Here is a 16,443-nt window from a genome sequence, read left to right as displayed (position 1 = left end):
CCCACCAACCCGGCCGTGGGCAGACGGCTCTCGCTGCGCGCGTGGCCGCGCTCGCTGACGTTCCGCGTCATCGCCTTCTCCACCGTGTGGGCGATCCTGACCCTGGTCGTCATCTTCACCCTGATCACAACGCTCTACCGACAGGCCAGCGAGCGGGGCTTCGACAGCCTGTTGTCGGCGCATCTGTTCAACCTGATCGGCTCCATCGGCATCTCCGACAGCGGCGCGTTGACCGGCTCCCCCGATCTTGGCGATCTCCGTTTCTCGGAACCGAATTCGGGCTGGTACTGGTCCGTCGAGCCCGCCTCGGAAGGCGTGCATGGCGATCTTCACTCGTCGTCCATGACCCGGACCATCCCGTCGCCGGACGTGGCGGATGTTCCCTTCAACGCCAATTTCCAGCGCAGCTATGCCGCGCAAGGCATCAATGGCGAGGAGCTGGTCGTGTTCGAGAGCGAATTCGTTCTCGACGCGAAGAACCGCGCCGCGCGCTTCCGCGTCATGGGCAACAAGACCGAGTTGGAGCAGGAAATAGGAACGTTCCAGCGCCGCCTGCTGACCTATCTCAGCCTGTTCGGCATCGGCATGATCGCCATCAACGCCATCGCCATCCTGCTCGGGCTGCAGCCGTTGCGCAGGGTCCGGAACGCACTCGCCATGGTGCGCGAGGGCACCGCACAGAGGCTCGACGGCCGTTTCCCGGCCGAGATCGAACCGTTAGCCAACGAAACCAACGCCTTGATAGAAAATAACAAACGCATCGTCGAGCGCTCGCGCACCCAGGTCGGCAACCTCGCCCATTCCCTGAAGACACCGCTTGCCGTTCTGCTCAACGAGGGCCGGGCGCTTGGCGGCGCCAAGGGACAGTTGATCGCCGAGCAGGCCGCCTCCATGCAAAAGCAGATCGACCATTACCTGCAGCGTGCCCGCGTCGCGGCGCAGCGCGACAGCGTCGTCTATCGCACGCCGGTGGCACCGCTGGTGCAGCGCATGGTGCGCGTTTTGCAGAAGCTGAACCCGCGGACCAGCCTGTCGCTGTCGCTGCCGGCCACCGAGATCGTCTTTGCCGGCGAACGCGAGGACCTCGAGGAACTGCTTGGCAATCTTCTCGAAAATGCGGTGAAATGGGCAAGGAGTGCTGTCGCGATCTCGGTCGTGCCCTTGGCCGGCAAGGATGAGAGCCTGTTTGAGATCAGCATCGAGGACGACGGACCGGGGATTCCCGAGGATAGGGCCCGTGAAGCGCTGAAGCGAGGGCGGCGCCTCGATGAGACCAAGCCTGGGACGGGCCTGGGCCTTGCCATTGTCGCCGATCTCGTCAACGAGTATGGAGGCGTCCTGGCACTCGAGCGGTCCGGCATGGGCGGACTGAAGGCGACGGTGCGATTGCGGAGCCTGCAGTAATGCTACCCAGGCCAATCGGCAGCAATGGAAGGCGCATCTTGTGGCGGCATATCGATTGACCCCAGAGCAGCCGCCAGTGGCCAAATTTCCGACAAATATCAACACTATGGCCACGCCTACTTCTCCGATGACGCGGCCCCCGGCGCATCCATGGCAGGCTCCAACTCAAGAAAACCGGTTGTTGGCATGAAGATTCGCGTCGCGCTTGTTTCCGCATTGCTGGCCGTGTCGGGCTGCACCACCTTGAGCGGCAAGGGTCCGACCGTGGCGGCGACACCGGCCTCGACGCCTCCGGCCGGCGGCAAGGTCGTTACCAAGTCGATCATCTCCGCCATGGGCGGCGGCCTCATTGGCGGGTCGATCGGCAACGGTCTGAGCGACACGGAGAAGCGCAGCGCGCTCGAGGCCGAATACAAGGCGCTCGAATACAACACCAGCGGCCAGAAGGTGACCTGGAAGGGCGATCAGGCCTCACGCTATGGCGAGGTCGTCCCTGCCCAGCCTTACCGCGTCGGTTCGCAGGATTGCCGCCAATACACGCAGACGGTGTTCACGGGCGGCGCCAGCGTCACGGCGCACGGAACAGCCTGCCGCAATGCCGACGGCAGTTGGACGCCATTGACCTAGCCAGCCGGGTCTCGTTGCGATCCGGCCGGTGGATTTCGATCGCGACATTCGGCGCGTGCCGTCAAAGCGTCGCAGGATGCCTGTGTTGGCAGGGCAGGGCTCTGCCGTTATTGGAAGAACCATGCTGTTCTGGGTCATAGCCGCAATTCTCACGCTGGGCGCCAGCCTGGCGGTGCTTTTGCCGTTGGCTGGTGCCTCCAAGGGCGCATCATCGAGTGGCGATCACGATCTGGAAGTCTATCGCGATCAACTGTCCGAACTCGACCGCGATGCCGGGCGCGGTTTGATCGGGCCCGCTGAAGCGGCCGAGGCGCGCGCCGAGATCGCCCGCCGCATCCTTCGCCTGGGCAACGCGGATATGGCGGCCAAGGCGTCCGGCAGGTCATCGGGCACCGTACGGCTTGTCGCGACCGTTGCGGTGCTGGCGGTTCCGTTGGTCAGTTGGGGGCTCTACAGTCAGATCGGCTCGCCTGACCTGCCGTCGCAGCCGCTCAGTGAGCGGTTGGCCAAGAACCCCGCCGACAGTTCGGTCGATGAGCTGGTGGCGCGCGCCGAGGCCCATCTTGCCGCCAATCCTTCCGACGGCAGGGGCTGGGACGTGCTGGCGCCGGTCTATCTGCGTATGCAGCGCTTTGCCGACGCCGCGGCGGCCTACCGCAACGCCATTCGCCTGGACGGCGACAGCGCTGTCCGTCAGGCCGGTCTCGGCGAGGCGATCGCCGGTGCGGCGGGCGGCATTGTTTCGGCCGATGCCCAGGATGCCTTCGAGGCGGCCTTGAAGCTTGATCCGGCCAATGCGAAAGCCGGTTTCTATCTGGCCATGGCACTGGCGCAGGAGGGCCGTGGCAAGGAAGCGGCCGCGGCCTGGCAGGCTATGCTTGGTACGCTGCCGCCGGATTCGCCGTGGCGCGGCGCTGTCGAACAGGCGCTGGCCAAATCCGGCGGCCCGGAAGTCGCCTCCGGCACGACCGCGAAAGGCCCCGATGCCGCCGATGTCGACGCGGCGTCCTCCATGTCGCAGCAGGACAGGGAAGCCATGATCAATACCATGGTCGCCGGCCTCGACGACAAACTTCGTCAAAATCCGCGCGACCCGGAAGGATGGATGCGGCTGGTTCGTTCCTATGTCGTGCTGGGCAAGGCCGATCAGGCGCGCGATGCGCTGGGCCGCGCCATCGCGGTCTTTGGGGCCGATAGTGACGAAGCCAAGAAATTCACCGCCTTTGCCGCCTCGCTCGGCTTGACGGCGACGGAGTAGAATTGGGTATGACGCGCAAGCAGAAACGATTGTCGGTGATCGCGGGCGGATTGGTTTTTCTGGGCGCCGCCACCGGGCTGACCTTCTATGCGCTTGGCCAGAAGGCGTCCTATTTCTACATGCCGGCCGATCTGACCACCGCCAGCGTTCAGCCGGGCCAGCGCATCAGGCTCGGCGGTTTGGTCGAAAAAGGCACCATCCAGCGCGGCCAGGGCGCAACGGTTGCCTTTTCGGTCACCGACACCCACAAATCGGTCAAGGTGACTTATACCGGCATCTTGCCCGACCTTTTCCGCGAAGAGCAGGGTGTCATCACCGAGGGTACCTTCGGCCCTGACGGCGTCTTTGTCGCCGACAGCGTTCTGGCCAAGCACGACGAGCGCTACATGCCCAAGGAAGTAGCCGACGGCCTGAAGGCCAAGGGCGTCTGGCAGGAGAGCAAGAGTGAGTAACTCTGGCGGAAGAGCAAGCGTGAGTCGCGCGAATGGTTGAAACCGGACATTTCGCCCTGGTTCTGGCGTTCGCGCTTTCACTGGTGCAGACGATCGTGCCGCTGTTTGGCGCGCGGCTGAACAACCAGCGCCTGATGGCGGTCGGCGGTCCGGTCGCGGTGACCGGTTTCGCGTTGACGGCGCTGTCCTTCGCGGCCCTTGCGAGCGCCTATGCAAGCTCTGATTTTTCCCTGGCGAACGTCTGGGAGAACTCGCATTCGCTGCAGCCGCTGATCTACAAGATCACTGGAACCTGGGGCAATCACGAAGGTTCGATGCTGCTCTGGGTGCTGATCCTGACCTTCTTCGGCGCGCTTGTCGCCGCTTTCGGCTCCAACTTGCCGGCGACGCTGCGCGCCAATGTGCTCGCCGTGCAGGGCGCTATTGGCGCTGCCTTCTTCCTGTTCATCCTGGTGACCTCCAATCCTTTCATCCGGCTCAATCCGGCGCCCATCGAAGGCCGCGATCTCAACCCGATCCTGCAGGATCTTGGCCTCGCCATTCACCCGCCGATGCTCTATCTCGGTTATGTCGGCTTCTCGATCTGCTTTTCCTTCTCGGTCGCCGCCCTCATCGAGGGTCGCATCGATGCCTCCTGGGCGCGCTGGGTGCGGCCATGGACGCTGGTCGCCTGGATGTTCCTGACCGGCGGCATCGCCATGGGATCGTACTGGGCCTATTACGAACTCGGCTGGGGCGGTTTCTGGTTTTGGGATCCGGTCGAGAACGCTTCCTTCATGCCGTGGCTGGCGGGCACCGCGCTGCTGCATTCGGCCATCGTCATGGAAAAGCGCTCGGCGTTGAAGATCTGGACCCTGCTGCTCGCCATCCTCACCTTCTCGCTGTCGCTGCTCGGCACCTTCCTGGTGCGTTCGGGCGTCCTGACTTCCGTCCATGCCTTTGCCACCGATCCGACGCGCGGCGTCTTTATCCTATGCATCCTGACGCTGTTTATCGGCGGCTCGCTGGCGCTGTTTGCGCTGCGCGCCTCGAAGCTGACGGCAGGCGGCCTCTTCCATCCGGTTTCGCGTGAAGGCGCGCTCGTCCTCAACAATCTATTCCTGACCACGGCGACCGCCACGGTGCTCGTCGGCACGCTCTATCCGCTGGCGGTCGAGGCTTTTTCGGCCGACAAGATTTCGGTCGGAGCGCCGTTCTTCAACCTTACCTTCGCGCCGCTGATGGTGCCGCTGCTGGTGATGGTTCCCTTTGGGCCGCTGCTGGCCTGGAAGCGCGGCGATGTCTTCGGCGTTGCGCAGCGGTTGATGGCCGCGTTCGCGGCCGCACTTCTAGCGACGCTGGTTACGGTCCTGTTCATCGACGGCGCTTCGGTGCTTGCCGCGCTTGGCGTCGGCCTCGGCGTCTGGCTGATCCTTGGCGCGCTGACCGACCTCGCCACCAAGGCGGGGGTCGGCAATGTCGCCGCGCCGACAATGGTCAGGCGTCTGGTTGGTTTGCCACGCTCGGTCTTCGGGACTGCTTTCGCGCATCTTGGCCTCGGCCTGACCGTGCTCGGCATTGTTGGCACGCTCTGCTTCGGGACGGAGAAGATCCTGTCCATGCATGCTGGTGAAACCGTCGAAATCTCCGGCCGCACAGTGCGGTTCGTCGGGCTCTATCCTGCACAGGGACCGAACTACAGCGAGGATCGCGGGCGTTTCGAGCTGATCGGCGTCAGCGGCAGCCCTGTCGGCGAAGTCAGCTCCGCCAAGCGTTTCTATCCGGTACGGCAGATGACGACGACGGAGTCCGGCATCAAGACTATTGGCCTTTCCCAGCTCTACATTTCGCTCGGCGACGAGGGCAAGGACGGCTCGGTCGTGGTGCGTCTGTGGTGGAAGCCGCTGGTAACGCTGATCTGGGGCGGCGGCCTGGTGATGATGGCGGGTGCGGCGATGTCGCTGATGGACAGGCGCCTGCGGGTCGGCGCGCCTTCGCGCCGTCGCAAGCAGGCGGTGGCGCCGGCGGGTCTGCCATGAGGGCAAGGCTTTCGTTGACGTCGATAGTCTTGTTGCTGGCGTTGTTCTTCGCCGGAACGGCAATGGCGGTGAAGCCTGACGAGATGCTGGCCAACCCGGCACTCGAGGCGCGGGCGCGGGCGCTGTCGGAAGGCCTGCGCTGCATGGTCTGCCAGAACCAGTCGATCGACGAATCCGATGCGGACCTTGCCAGGGACCTGCGTATCCTGGTGCGACAACGCCTTGTCGCGGGCGATACCGACCGGCAGGTGATGGATTATGTGGTTTCGCGTTACGGCGAGTTCGTGCTGCTGAAGCCACGCTTCGATCTGCGCAACGCGCTGCTGTGGGGCACGCCGGTTCTCCTGCTTCTGGCCGGCGGCGTGTTTATAGTGCTCAGTGCGCGGTCGCGCCGGCTTCCGGCAACGGCAGCGCTTTCAGTCGAAGAGCAGGCCGCATTGGACGCGATCCTCCGCCGCGACTGACGGCTGCCGTCGCCCGCCAACATTACCAAAGTTTCATGTGCCGGAAATGGCGTCGTAATGTGCGCTTCCCTAATTCTCGTTCCTTGAGGATGCCGATCAAGGCGCGTCCGCTTGAAAGAGGATAAGAGATCCATGAATATTGCCCCCGATTCATATTTCCGCACCCGCAAGCGTCTTCTGGCTGCTGCCGCGTCTATCGCGGTCGCCGGTGCGATCGGCGTTGGCGCGCTGACCAGCGGAACCAGCCCCGTTCTCGCTGACGCCGTGCGCGTCGAGGCCCCGCAGGTTCCGAGCTTCGCCGATGTCGTGGAGCGTGTGTCGCCAGCCGTGGTCAGCGTCAAGGTCAAGGCCAAGATCCAGCCGACCGCCGATGATGGCTCCGACGATCAGGACGGCCTCGACAATCTTCCCAACAATCCGCAGCTGCGTCGTTTCTTTAAGGAATTCCGCGGCTTTGGTGACCAGGGCGGCCAGAACGACGAAGGTCATCGTCGCTTCGGTCATCGCGACCGCAACAATGGCGAGCCGCGCCCGGTAGCGCAGGGCTCCGGCTTCTTCATCTCCGAAGACGGTTACCTCGTCACCAACAACCACGTCGTCGAAGAGGGCACCGCCTTCACCGTTGTGACCAATGACGGCAAGGAACTCGATGCCAAGCTGGTCGGCACCGATCCGCGGACCGATCTCGCCGTGCTCAAGGTCGATGGTGGCGGCAAGTTCACCTATGTCGACTTCGCCGACGATTCCAAGGTTCGTGTCGGTGACTGGGTCGTGGCTGTCGGCAATCCGTTCGGCCTCGGCGGCACCGTCACCGCCGGCATCGTCTCGGCGCGCGGCCGCGATATCGGCGCCGGCCCCTATGACGATTTCCTCCAGATCGACGCCTCGGTCAACCGCGGCAATTCAGGCGGCCCGACCTTCAACCTCAACGGCCAGGTGGTCGGCATCAACACCGCCATCTTCTCGCCTTCCGGCGGCAGCGTCGGCATCGCCTTCGACATTCCGGCCTCGACCGCCAAGCAGGTCGTCGGGGACCTGATGAAGAGCGGTGCGGTGCAGCGTGGCTGGCTCGGCGTCGAAATCCAGCCGGTCACCTCCGACATCGCCGAATCGCTCGGCCTGAAGTCCAACAACGGCGCGCTGGTTTCGAGCGCCCAGGACGACGGCCCCGGCAAGAAGGCCGGCATATCAGCCGGCGACGTGATCACCCAGGTCGACGGCAAGGACGTTGCGTCGCCGAAGGAGCTCGCCCGCCTGATCGGCGCCTATTCGCCCGGCAAGTCTGTTGATGTCACGGTCTGGCGCGACGGCAAGAGCCAGACGGTCAAGGTCGATCTCGGCAAACTGCCGGCGAGGGACAAGCAGGCCTCGAACGACCAGCAACAGCAGCCTGCCGCTCCGGCAAAGCCTGACACGCTGGCCGATCTCGGTCTCACCGTCACCAAGTCTGAAAACGGCAAGGGTCTGGTGGTGACAGACGTCGACCCCGACAGCGCCGCCGCCGATCGCGGCATCCAGCCGGGCGACGTCATCACCGCGGTCAACTCGGCGGAGGTCAATGGCACCGAAGACGTCACCAAGGCCATGGCCGATGCGGTCAAATCCGGACGCAAGGCGGTGCTGATGCAGATCACCCGTGACGACAACAACCGCTTCGTCGCGGTGCCGGTGGCCAAGGGCTGAGACGACTTTTCCAATGCGGCGGTTTCAACACCCCCGAGTCGCCGCATGGGGAAAGTAAGAAGGAGAGCCCGTTAGTCAGTCATCGCGCTCTCCTTCAGCGGCAGCGGGCTTCCCATCGCCCGCTGCCGCGCCCGTATGTGGCTGCCCACTCAGGCCCTCGTGCCCGATGCCGGTTGGTCCCGGGTTGCAGGTAACGACATGACCGGGAACTGGCATGTTCGGCCTAACGACGCCACGGAACGAAGATTTTATCGCGTACGCTCTCGATCGTCTTGATCGCGATGCGCTTTGGCAAAGGCTAAAATGCAGATGCCGGCTACTCAACCTTCAAGCGAAATCGCGTATAACGGCCCTATGAAGATTCTCGTCATAGAAGACGATCGCGAGGCTGCGGATTATCTGCAGAAAGCCTTCACCGAAGCCGGTCATACCGCGCATGTTGCGGGTGACGGCGAGACCGGCTTCGCGCTTGCCGATGCGGGTGACTACGACGTGATGGTCATCGATCGGATGATGCCGCGCCGCGACGGCCTGTCGGTTATTGCCGCCCTCCGCTCCAGGGGCAACACGACGCCGGTGCTCATCCTTTCGGCGCTGGGCGAAGTCGATGACCGGGTCACCGGCCTGCGCGCCGGCGGTGACGATTACCTGACCAAGCCCTATGCCTTTTCCGAACTTCTGGCTCGTGTCGAGGTGCTCAACCGACGCGCCAGCGCCAAGGAGGCCGAGACCGTCTACCGGGTTGGCGATCTTGAACTCGACAGGCTATCGCATTCTGTCCGCCGGGCGGGCCGTGAGATCACGCTCCAGCCACGCGAATTCCGCCTGCTCGAATATCTCATGCGCCATGCCGGCCAGGTTGTGACGCGCACGATGCTGCTCGAAAATGTCTGGGACTATCATTTCGATCCGCAGACCAATGTCATCGACGTCCACGTCTCCCGGCTGCGCGGCAAGATCGAAAAGGGCTTCGACAAGCCGATCCTGCATACCGTTCGCGGCGCCGGCTACATGCTGAAGGGCGGCTAGGCGGCGGCATGGCGCTTTCCGTGCCCGCCATCATGAAGACGACGGCCGCGCGGCTTTCGGCGCTCTATCTCTTGCTCTTCGCGCTCTGCGCGGTGCTGCTCGTCCTCTATATGACTTCGCTCTCGGCGCGCATGCTGACCGGGCAGACGCAGGAGACCATCAACGACGAGGTGCTCGGCCTTGCCCGCGCCTATCAGCGCGGTGGCCTTCCCGTATTGGTCCGCGTGGTCGAGGCCCGCTCGCGGCAGCCCGGCGCCAATCTCTATCTGATCGCCGATGCCAACGGCCAGATCCTGACCGGTAACGTGCAGAGCCTCGAGCCGGGCGTTCTCGAAAACGAAGGCTGGACCACCAGCCCTTTTTCCTATCAGCGCTTTGGCGAGGGAGAACTCGACCGTCTACGCAACTTGCCTGCCGACAAGGGGACCGCACAGCCCGACCAGAGCGACACGCAAGCGCAGGGCGAGAAGGGCCACAACGCCATTGCCCTGGTGCTGCGGCTGCCGAACCAGATGATCATGCTGGTCGGCCGCGATCTCGGGGAACCAGAGCGGTTCCGTGCCGTCATCCGCCGTTCGCTGATGCTGGCGCTCGGCATGATGGCCCTGGGTGGCATCCTGATCTGGTTCTTTGTCGGCCGCGCGGCGCTGAAGCGTATCGATGGCGTATCGGAGGCAAGCCGGCGCATCATGGGCGGGGATCTCTCCGGCCGGCTGCCGGTAACCGGCGCCGGCGACGAGTTCGATCGGCTTTCGGAAAACCTCAACGCCATGCTGGCCAGGATCGCCACGCTCAACGAAGGCCTCAAGCAGGTTTCCGACAACATCGCGCATGACCTCAAGACGCCGCTGACCCGGCTGCGCAACCGGGCCGAAGCGACGCTTTCCGGCAAGCAGAAGACATCGGACTATCGACAGGCGCTGGAAGGCACCATCGCCGAGTCCGACCAGTTGATAAAGACCTTCAACGCCATCCTGATGATCTCCCGCCTGGAGGCGGGCTATTCTTCCGAGCACACCAGCCGCGTCGATCTGGCGGTGGCCGTCCGTGATGTCGTCGAACTCTATGAGCCGGTGGCCGAGGAGGCTGGCGTTTCGCTGGACGCCGAGGTGAATGGTGCTTTTGTCGTCGACGGCAACCGCGAGCTGATCGGCCAGGCGCTCTCCAACATCGTCGACAATGCGATCAAGTACTCGACCGATTCGACGTCCAAGCCGGCGGTCCGTGTAAAGCTCGAACGCACGCATGGCGAGATCAGGCTTTCCGTCACGGACAATGGCCAGGGCATTCCCGACAACGCCGATCGCGCCCGGGCGACGGAGCGCTTCGTGCGGCTGGAGAAGAGCCGTTCGCAGCCTGGTTCCGGCCTTGGCCTCAGTCTCGCCAAGGCGGTCATGACATTCCATTACGGCCGGCTTGACCTGCTGCCTGGCAATCCAGGACTATCCGTGGTCATGAGTTTCCCGGCACGCGAGGATCACTGATGGCGGCCGTTGCCAAGCGGAGCAAGACAGACTGGCTGCTCAGCCTGGAAACCCCGCTTGCCCCGCTCGACGCAGCCCGGGCACGACAGGAGCTGGCCGAAATCGCGGACGCAGCGCGCGAAGAGGGGCTGACACGGGTGGCCAAATTCCTGGCCGGCAAAGGCAAGGCGCAGGATCTCCTCGCCGCTGTCTTCGACCTTTCGCCATTCCTGCGCGACACGGCGCGCCGCCGGCCGCAAATCCTGGACGGGCTGTTCGACCTGCCGATAGAGGCCCGTCTGAAGGCGATCACCGCCGCGATCGACCAGGCGCCGCTGGCCGAAACGGTCTCGGAATCCGGCCTGATGATGGCGCTGCGCCGGCATAAGGCAGAGGCGCATTTCCTGATCGCGCTCGCCGATCTTTCGGGCGAAGCCGAAACCTCGCTGACCGTAAGGCGGTTGAGCGATCTCGCCGACGCCTGCACCCGCGCGGCAGTCGATTTCCTGCTGCGTGACGCGCATGGTCAGGGCAAGCTCAAGCTGCCCGACCTCGACAACCCCTCGCATCGATCGGGCTGGATCCTGCTCGGCATGGGCAAGCTCGGCGCGCATGAGCTGAATTTCTCCTCCGACATCGACCTCGTCGTGTTCTTCGATCCGGAGGCACCCGCCGTGGTCGATCCTCTCGACGCCACCGACCTGTTCTCACGCCTGACGCGCCGGCTGGTTCGCATCCTGCAGGACCGCACCGAGCACGGCTATGTCTTCCGCACCGATCTGAGGTTGCGTCCCGATCCCGGCTCCACCCCGCTGGCTATCCCGGTTGAAGCCGCGCTTCGCTACTACGAAGCGCGTGGCCAGAACTGGGAGCGTGCCGCGATGATCAAGGCCCGCCCGGTGGCCGGCGATCTCGCCGCGGGCGATGCCTTCCTCAAGGAGCTCCAGCCCTATATCTGGCGCAAATACATGGATTACGCGGCGATTGCCGACGTCCATTCGATCAAGCGCCAGATTCATGCTCATAAGGGCCATGGCGAGATCGCGGTGAAGGGGCACAACGTCAAGCTCGGGCGCGGCGGCATCCGCGAGATCGAGTTCTTCGTCCAGACCCAGCAGCTCATCGCCGGCGGCCGCTTTCCGGAGCTGCGCGGCCGCGAAACCGTGCCGATGCTCGGTCAGCTCGCGGCCCGAGGCTGGATCACATCAGACGCAAGAGACGCACTCGCCCTCCAGTACTGGTTCCTGCGCCGGGTCGAACACGCCATCCAGATGGTGGCCGACGAGCAGATGCACACGCTGCCGGAAGACGATGAAGGGCTGGAGCGCATCGCCCGCATGCTGGGCTTCGCCGACGCCGCCGCGTTCGCCGGGGCCTTCCGTGCCTCGCTGCAGCAGGTCGAGCGCCACTATGCGGCGCTGTTCGAAACCGCGCCCGAGCTTTCGGCCGGCATCGGCAACCTGGTCTTCACCGGTGACGTCGACGACCCGGACACGCTGCAGACCCTGAACGGCCTCGGCTTTCAGCGGCCGAGCGATATCTGCCGTGTCATCCGCGGCTGGCATTTCGGCCGCTATCGCGTCACCCAGTCGGCGGAGGCGCGCGAGCGGCTGACGGAACTGACGCCGGCACTGCTCAAGGCCTTTGGCCAGACGCGCCGGGCCGACGAGGCGCTGGTCCGTTTCGACGAGTTCCTCGCCGGCCTGCCGGCCGGCATCCAGCTGTTTTCGCTGCTGCAGTCGAATCCCGCACTGCTCAAGCTGATGGCGACGATCATGGGCGCGGCACCAAGGCTGGCGGCCATCATCACTCGCCGGCCGCATGTGTTCGACGGCTTGCTCGACCCGGCATTGCTGACCGAGCTGCCAGACCGCGCCTATCTCTCGGGGCGGCTTTCCGCCTTCCTCGAGGGCGACAGGGCCTATGAGGACGTGCTCGACCGCTTACGCATATTTGCTTCCGAACAGAAATTCCTCATCGGTGTGCGGCTGCTCGCGGGCTCGATCGACCCGGCCCGCGCCGGCCGCGCTTTCTCCGATCTGGCGGACCTGACCATTGCGGCGGCGTTGCAAGCGGTGATCGCCGAATTCGCGGTGCGCCACGGCACGATCGCCGGTGGCGTGGTTTCGCTGCTCGGCATGGGCAAGCTCGGCAGCCGCGAATTGACGGCCGGATCGGATGTCGATCTCATCCTGCTTTACGATCACGATGCGGACGCCGAGGACTCCGATGGTGAAAAGCCGCTGGCGCCGTCGCACTACTACACCCGCATGACGCAGCGGCTGATATCCGCGGTATCGGCGCCAACGGCGGAAGGGGTGCTTTACGAGCTCGACCTGCGTTTGCGGCCGTCCGGCAACAAGGGACCGGTCGCCACCCATATCGATGCCTTCAAGAAATACCAGCGCCAGGAAGCCTGGACCTGGGAACACATGGCGCTGTCGCGGGCGCGGCCGATTGCTGGCGACGCCGGTCTCTGCGCCGAGGTTGAAACGGAAGTCGCCGCGCTACTCGGCCAGCCACGCGACGGGGCGAAGGTGAAAACCGAAGCCTCCGACATGCGTGCCATGATCGAGCAGGAAAAGCCGCCCCGCGACCTGTGGGACATCAAGCTGATCCCGGGCGGTCTGATCGATCTCGAATTCATCGCCCAGGTGGCTGTCATCACTGGGCAGGTCGAGCCCGGGCCGCGCGCCACCGGCACGGCTGAGATCCTGTCTCGTCTGACGCCCCATTTCGCCAATGCCGTGATCAGGCAGGACCTTGGCGAGGCTTACGCCCTTTATCTGGCGCTGACCCAGATGACGCGGCTGTGCCTTACCGGACCGTTCGAACGTGACGACGTTCCGCCGGGGCTTTCGGATCTGCTTCTGGCGGTCACCGACCTGCCGGATTTCGGTGTGCTGGAAGCACATCTCAAGGAGACGTCGCAAAAGGTCAGGAAGGATTTCGACCTTCTGCTTCGTGCCGGAGGGTCGTGACCAACGACCGTTCGGCCGCGTCGGGGGTGACGATGCAACAGGAGAAAACCATGAGAAAGACAACCAAGCTCGCACTTGCCTACATCGCCCTGGCCGGAGCCGTCGGCGGCGCGGCCTATGCCGAGAACCTCGACAGCGCCAACGTGCGTGAGCGCACCATGATGCGGCTCGACAAGGCGATGAAGGACAATGACGGCAAAATCACTTTCGACCAGTTCTCCGATGTCATGGACGCGCGGCTCAAGAAGCTTGTCGCTGATAAGGGCGGCAAGCTGACTGTCGCTCAACTCGCCGACGCGCTGGAGAAGGCGCGCTTCGAACGCATGGCCAGGCGCATCATCGCCCGTTACGACAGCAAGGGCGACGGCACGCTGACATCGGATGACATCATCGGCCGCGAAAAGAAGCTTTTCGCGATGCTCGACAAGAACAATGACGGCAAGATCGAGAAGGGCGAACTGCCGAAGGACGGGCGCGATGACCGTCAATGGGATGGCGAAGGCAACGAAGGCGGCGTGCAGTAAGATTTGGTTGATACGGGCTCCGACATCGCCAACCGGAGCCTGTCGCTCAGGCCGCGGCCTTGACCGCCGTTGGCGCCTTCTTCACGGGAATGCGCACCGATACGATCGTGCCGACGCTTTCGGTCGAGCGGATCTTCAGTGCACCGCCTTGCAACTCGGCCAGCGAGCGCGAAATGGCAAGGCCAAGGCCGGAGCCGGCATGGTTCTTGGAAAACTGGTTCTGCACCTGCTCGAAGGGGCGCCCCAGCTTGCCGAGGGCTTCCTTCGGGATACCGCAGCCATTGTCCTCGATCGTCAGCACCAGCGCGCCTGACGTGTTGCGGGCCCTGACCGATATGTGGCCGCCCTGGCCGGTGAATTTCACCGCGTTGGACAGGAGATTGATGACGATCTGCTTGATCGCCCGGCGATCGGCAAACAAAGTCAAGGCGTCGGCAATGCGCGTTTCCACGGTGATCGCCTTCTGCGCCGCCTGCAGAGAGACGACACGCACCGTCTCGCTGATCAGCGGACCGAGGTCGATCTGTTCCTGGTCCAGCGAGAACTGGCCGGCTTCGATCTTGGACATGTCGAGAATGTCGTTGATGACGCCGAGCAGATATTTGCCGCTGCTGTTGATGTCGGTGGCGTACTCCTCGTAGCGCTCCGAGCCCAACGGACCGAACAGCCTCTGTTCCATCAGTTCGGAGAAGCCGATGATGGCGTTGAGCGGTGTGCGCAGTTCATGCGACATGTTGGCCAGGAATTCGGATTTGGCCCGGTTCGCCGCTTCGGCGCGCTCGGTTTCCTTCATGTATTTGCGGTTGAGGTCGACCAGTTCGCGCGCCCGTTCCTCTTCGGCCCGGCGGGCGAGGCTGAGATCATGGATCGTCGCCATCAGCCGGCGTTCGCTGTCGACGAGTTTCTCCTGGTGCAATTTGATCTGGGTGATATCGGACCCGACCGAGACGATGCCACCGTCCCTGGTCCTGAGCTCGTTGACCTGCAGCCAGCGGCCGTCGGACAGCTGCCGCTCGAACGTGGCGCCGCCCTGCGGACCGTTGGTATTGGCGAGCCGGCGCTCCGAAGCGAAGGCCAGCATCCGCTCTTCCAGGGAAGCGCGCGTCACACCTGGCATCACGTCGCGATCCGAGAGCCCGTTGTCCTGCTGATATTTGGAATTGCACATGATCAAGTTCTGAGCCGAATCCCACAGCACGAAGGATTCATTGATGTTCTCGATCGCGGTCCTCAGGCGAAGATCGGCCGCTTCGGAGCGCAGCGCCAGATGGCGCTGCTCGGTGACGTCGACGGCGATGCCGATGAGCTGGATCTCCGGCGCTTCCGGGTCCATGACCTGGGCGCGGGCGCGCATCCACACCCACTGGCCATCGGCATGCCGCATCCGGAACACCTGGTCGATGTGGTCGATCTCGCGCGCGACGATCCTGTTGGCGAGTTCGAACAGGTCGCCATCCTCGGGATGGATGATCTCGTCGACCTCGCCGAAGGACAGCATCGTCTCGCAGGGCTCATAGCCGAGCATGTCGTACATCGAGCGTGACCAGTACATCTTGCCGCGCACCATGTCCCAGTCCCACAGGCCGCAGCGGCCGCGGACCAGCGCCATGTCGATACGCTGATGCGCTTCGACATAGATGCGGTCGGCTGCCTGCGCGCGCGCCGCCTGTCCGAAATAGGCATAGAGGATGATGATCAGCACGCCGGCCGTCAGCACAAACAGGGTGACGTTGAGCGAGACGGTCTTGCGCCACGTGTCGAAGACCGCCTCTTGGGGGACGAGCGCCGCCGCGGCTCCCTTCCTGTCCTTGCTCAGGCTGACCGCCGCGTACCAGTCCTGCCCGCCGATGTTGACCTCCATGACGCCGGCCCGGTCGCCGAACATGAACAGAGGTTGGCCGCCCTGGACGAGGCCGTCGAGCGAATGGCCTTGCCAGGGCACCGAACGCGGCGTCACCGCGGTGGTCCTGAAGGCGCTGTCGGTAACGACTAGCACATGGCTGCGGCCCATGGCGCCCTGGCGGCTGGTGGTCTCCAGCAGGTCCTGCGTGGCGCCCGGCAGCGTGTCCGCTGTGGTGGCGAGCGAACTGGCGAGCTGCGCGGCGGCCAGCGTCAGGATAGCCTTGGCATCGCGCTCCACGTCGTCGCGCTCGTTCATCAGCGAGATTACACGCAGCGCCGCGATGACGAGCAGGAAGATGACGATGAGGGCCGGTATCGACCGGCGCAGCAGCGGTTCGGCCGCCAGAAGCCGCTTGTAGGCCGGTTCGGCAATGAGCCGCGTATTCCCGGCAAGGCCGTCGCCGCGCGTCTCGCGACGCGCAAAAACCATCCCACCGGGCGCGCCCCACGCGTCCGCCTTTGCCATAAATGGCACTCCCCGATTTCAGTATGTCGCATTTCTATGTGCTGGTGATCCGGCAACACCGCACTTCCGAATCGCCATTAAAGAATCAAAGGTGATTCGCCTTGTCCAGTGGTCGGGCGAAAAAAGATTAAAAATCGACTAAAATGATGGGCTTTTAGAACCCGGCCTTCTT

Annotated in this window: 12 protein-coding genes; 11 read left to right on the top strand and 1 reads right to left on the bottom strand. The window is 64.1% G+C overall.

Annotation, left to right across the window (positions count from 1 at the left end):
* Positions 1 to 15: 15 nt before the first annotated feature.
* The 11 genes from FJ527_RS18635 (at position 16) to FJ527_RS18585 (ending at position 13,903) form a co-directional block, all read left to right on the top strand.
* Positions 16 to 1,404, top strand: coding sequence for an ATP-binding protein (locus FJ527_RS18635; RefSeq protein ID WP_015318626.1), 1,389 nt, complete (start codon positions 16 to 18; stop codon positions 1,402 to 1,404).
* Positions 1,405 to 1,590: 186 nt separating this feature from the next.
* Positions 1,591 to 2,031 (top strand): hypothetical protein, encoded by a 441-nt coding sequence (locus tag FJ527_RS18630; RefSeq protein WP_041163489.1) that lies wholly within the window; start codon positions 1,591 to 1,593, stop codon positions 2,029 to 2,031.
* Positions 2,032 to 2,152: 121 nt separating this feature from the next.
* Complete coding sequence (ccmI, locus tag FJ527_RS18625; protein ID WP_140618550.1) at positions 2,153 to 3,289, top strand: c-type cytochrome biogenesis protein CcmI; 1,137 nt, start codon at positions 2,153 to 2,155, stop codon at positions 3,287 to 3,289.
* Between the two features lie 8 nt (positions 3,290 to 3,297).
* Positions 3,298 to 3,741: a cytochrome c maturation protein CcmE gene (gene ccmE, locus FJ527_RS18620; RefSeq protein WP_015318623.1), complete on the top strand. Its 444-nt coding sequence runs from the start codon at positions 3,298 to 3,300 to the stop codon at positions 3,739 to 3,741.
* 32 nt (positions 3,742 to 3,773) lie between these two features.
* Complete coding sequence (locus FJ527_RS18615) at positions 3,774 to 5,759, top strand: heme lyase CcmF/NrfE family subunit (RefSeq protein WP_140618548.1); 1,986 nt, start codon at positions 3,774 to 3,776, stop codon at positions 5,757 to 5,759.
* A complete protein-coding gene (locus tag FJ527_RS18610; RefSeq protein WP_140823793.1) occupies positions 5,756 to 6,223 on the top strand; it encodes a cytochrome c-type biogenesis protein in 468 nt (155 codons plus the stop codon). The genes FJ527_RS18615 and FJ527_RS18610 overlap by 4 nt, the downstream gene beginning before the upstream one ends.
* A gap of 132 nt (positions 6,224 to 6,355) precedes the next feature.
* The gene (locus FJ527_RS18605; RefSeq protein WP_140823792.1) at positions 6,356 to 7,906 is read left to right on the top strand and encodes a Do family serine endopeptidase; all 1,551 of its coding nucleotides are present in this window, start codon (positions 6,356 to 6,358) and stop codon (positions 7,904 to 7,906) included.
* Positions 7,907 to 8,260: 354 nt separating this feature from the next.
* Positions 8,261 to 8,935: a response regulator transcription factor gene (locus FJ527_RS18600; protein WP_041163488.1), complete on the top strand. Its 675-nt coding sequence runs from the start codon at positions 8,261 to 8,263 to the stop codon at positions 8,933 to 8,935.
* Positions 8,936 to 8,943: 8 nt separating this feature from the next.
* Entirely contained in the window at positions 8,944 to 10,419 is a 1,476-nt protein-coding gene (locus tag FJ527_RS18595; protein WP_140823791.1) for an ATP-binding protein, read from the top strand.
* The gene (locus FJ527_RS18590) at positions 10,419 to 13,379 is read left to right on the top strand and encodes a bifunctional [glutamine synthetase] adenylyltransferase/[glutamine synthetase]-adenylyl-L-tyrosine phosphorylase (protein WP_140823790.1); all 2,961 of its coding nucleotides are present in this window, start codon (positions 10,419 to 10,421) and stop codon (positions 13,377 to 13,379) included. The genes FJ527_RS18595 and FJ527_RS18590 overlap by 1 nt, the downstream gene beginning before the upstream one ends.
* 50 nt (positions 13,380 to 13,429) lie before the next feature.
* Positions 13,430 to 13,903 carry a hypothetical protein gene (locus tag FJ527_RS18585; RefSeq protein WP_140618538.1) on the top strand — a complete coding sequence of 158 codons (474 nt, stop codon included), beginning with the start codon at positions 13,430 to 13,432 and terminating at the stop codon, positions 13,901 to 13,903.
* Between the two features lie 46 nt (positions 13,904 to 13,949).
* Here FJ527_RS18585 and FJ527_RS18580 read toward each other — a convergent pair whose 3' ends face one another.
* Complete coding sequence (locus tag FJ527_RS18580; protein ID WP_140823789.1) at positions 13,950 to 16,271, bottom strand: PAS domain-containing sensor histidine kinase; 2,322 nt, start codon at positions 16,269 to 16,271, stop codon at positions 13,950 to 13,952.
* Positions 16,272 to 16,443 lie beyond the last annotated feature (172 nt).

The organism is Mesorhizobium sp. B2-4-18 (assembly GCF_006441385.1).
GTDB classification, from domain to species: Bacteria; Pseudomonadota; Alphaproteobacteria; order Rhizobiales; family Rhizobiaceae; genus Mesorhizobium; species Mesorhizobium australicum.
Note: the sequence above shows the minus strand (reverse complement) of the source record. Positions and strands in the feature narration are given on the sequence as shown.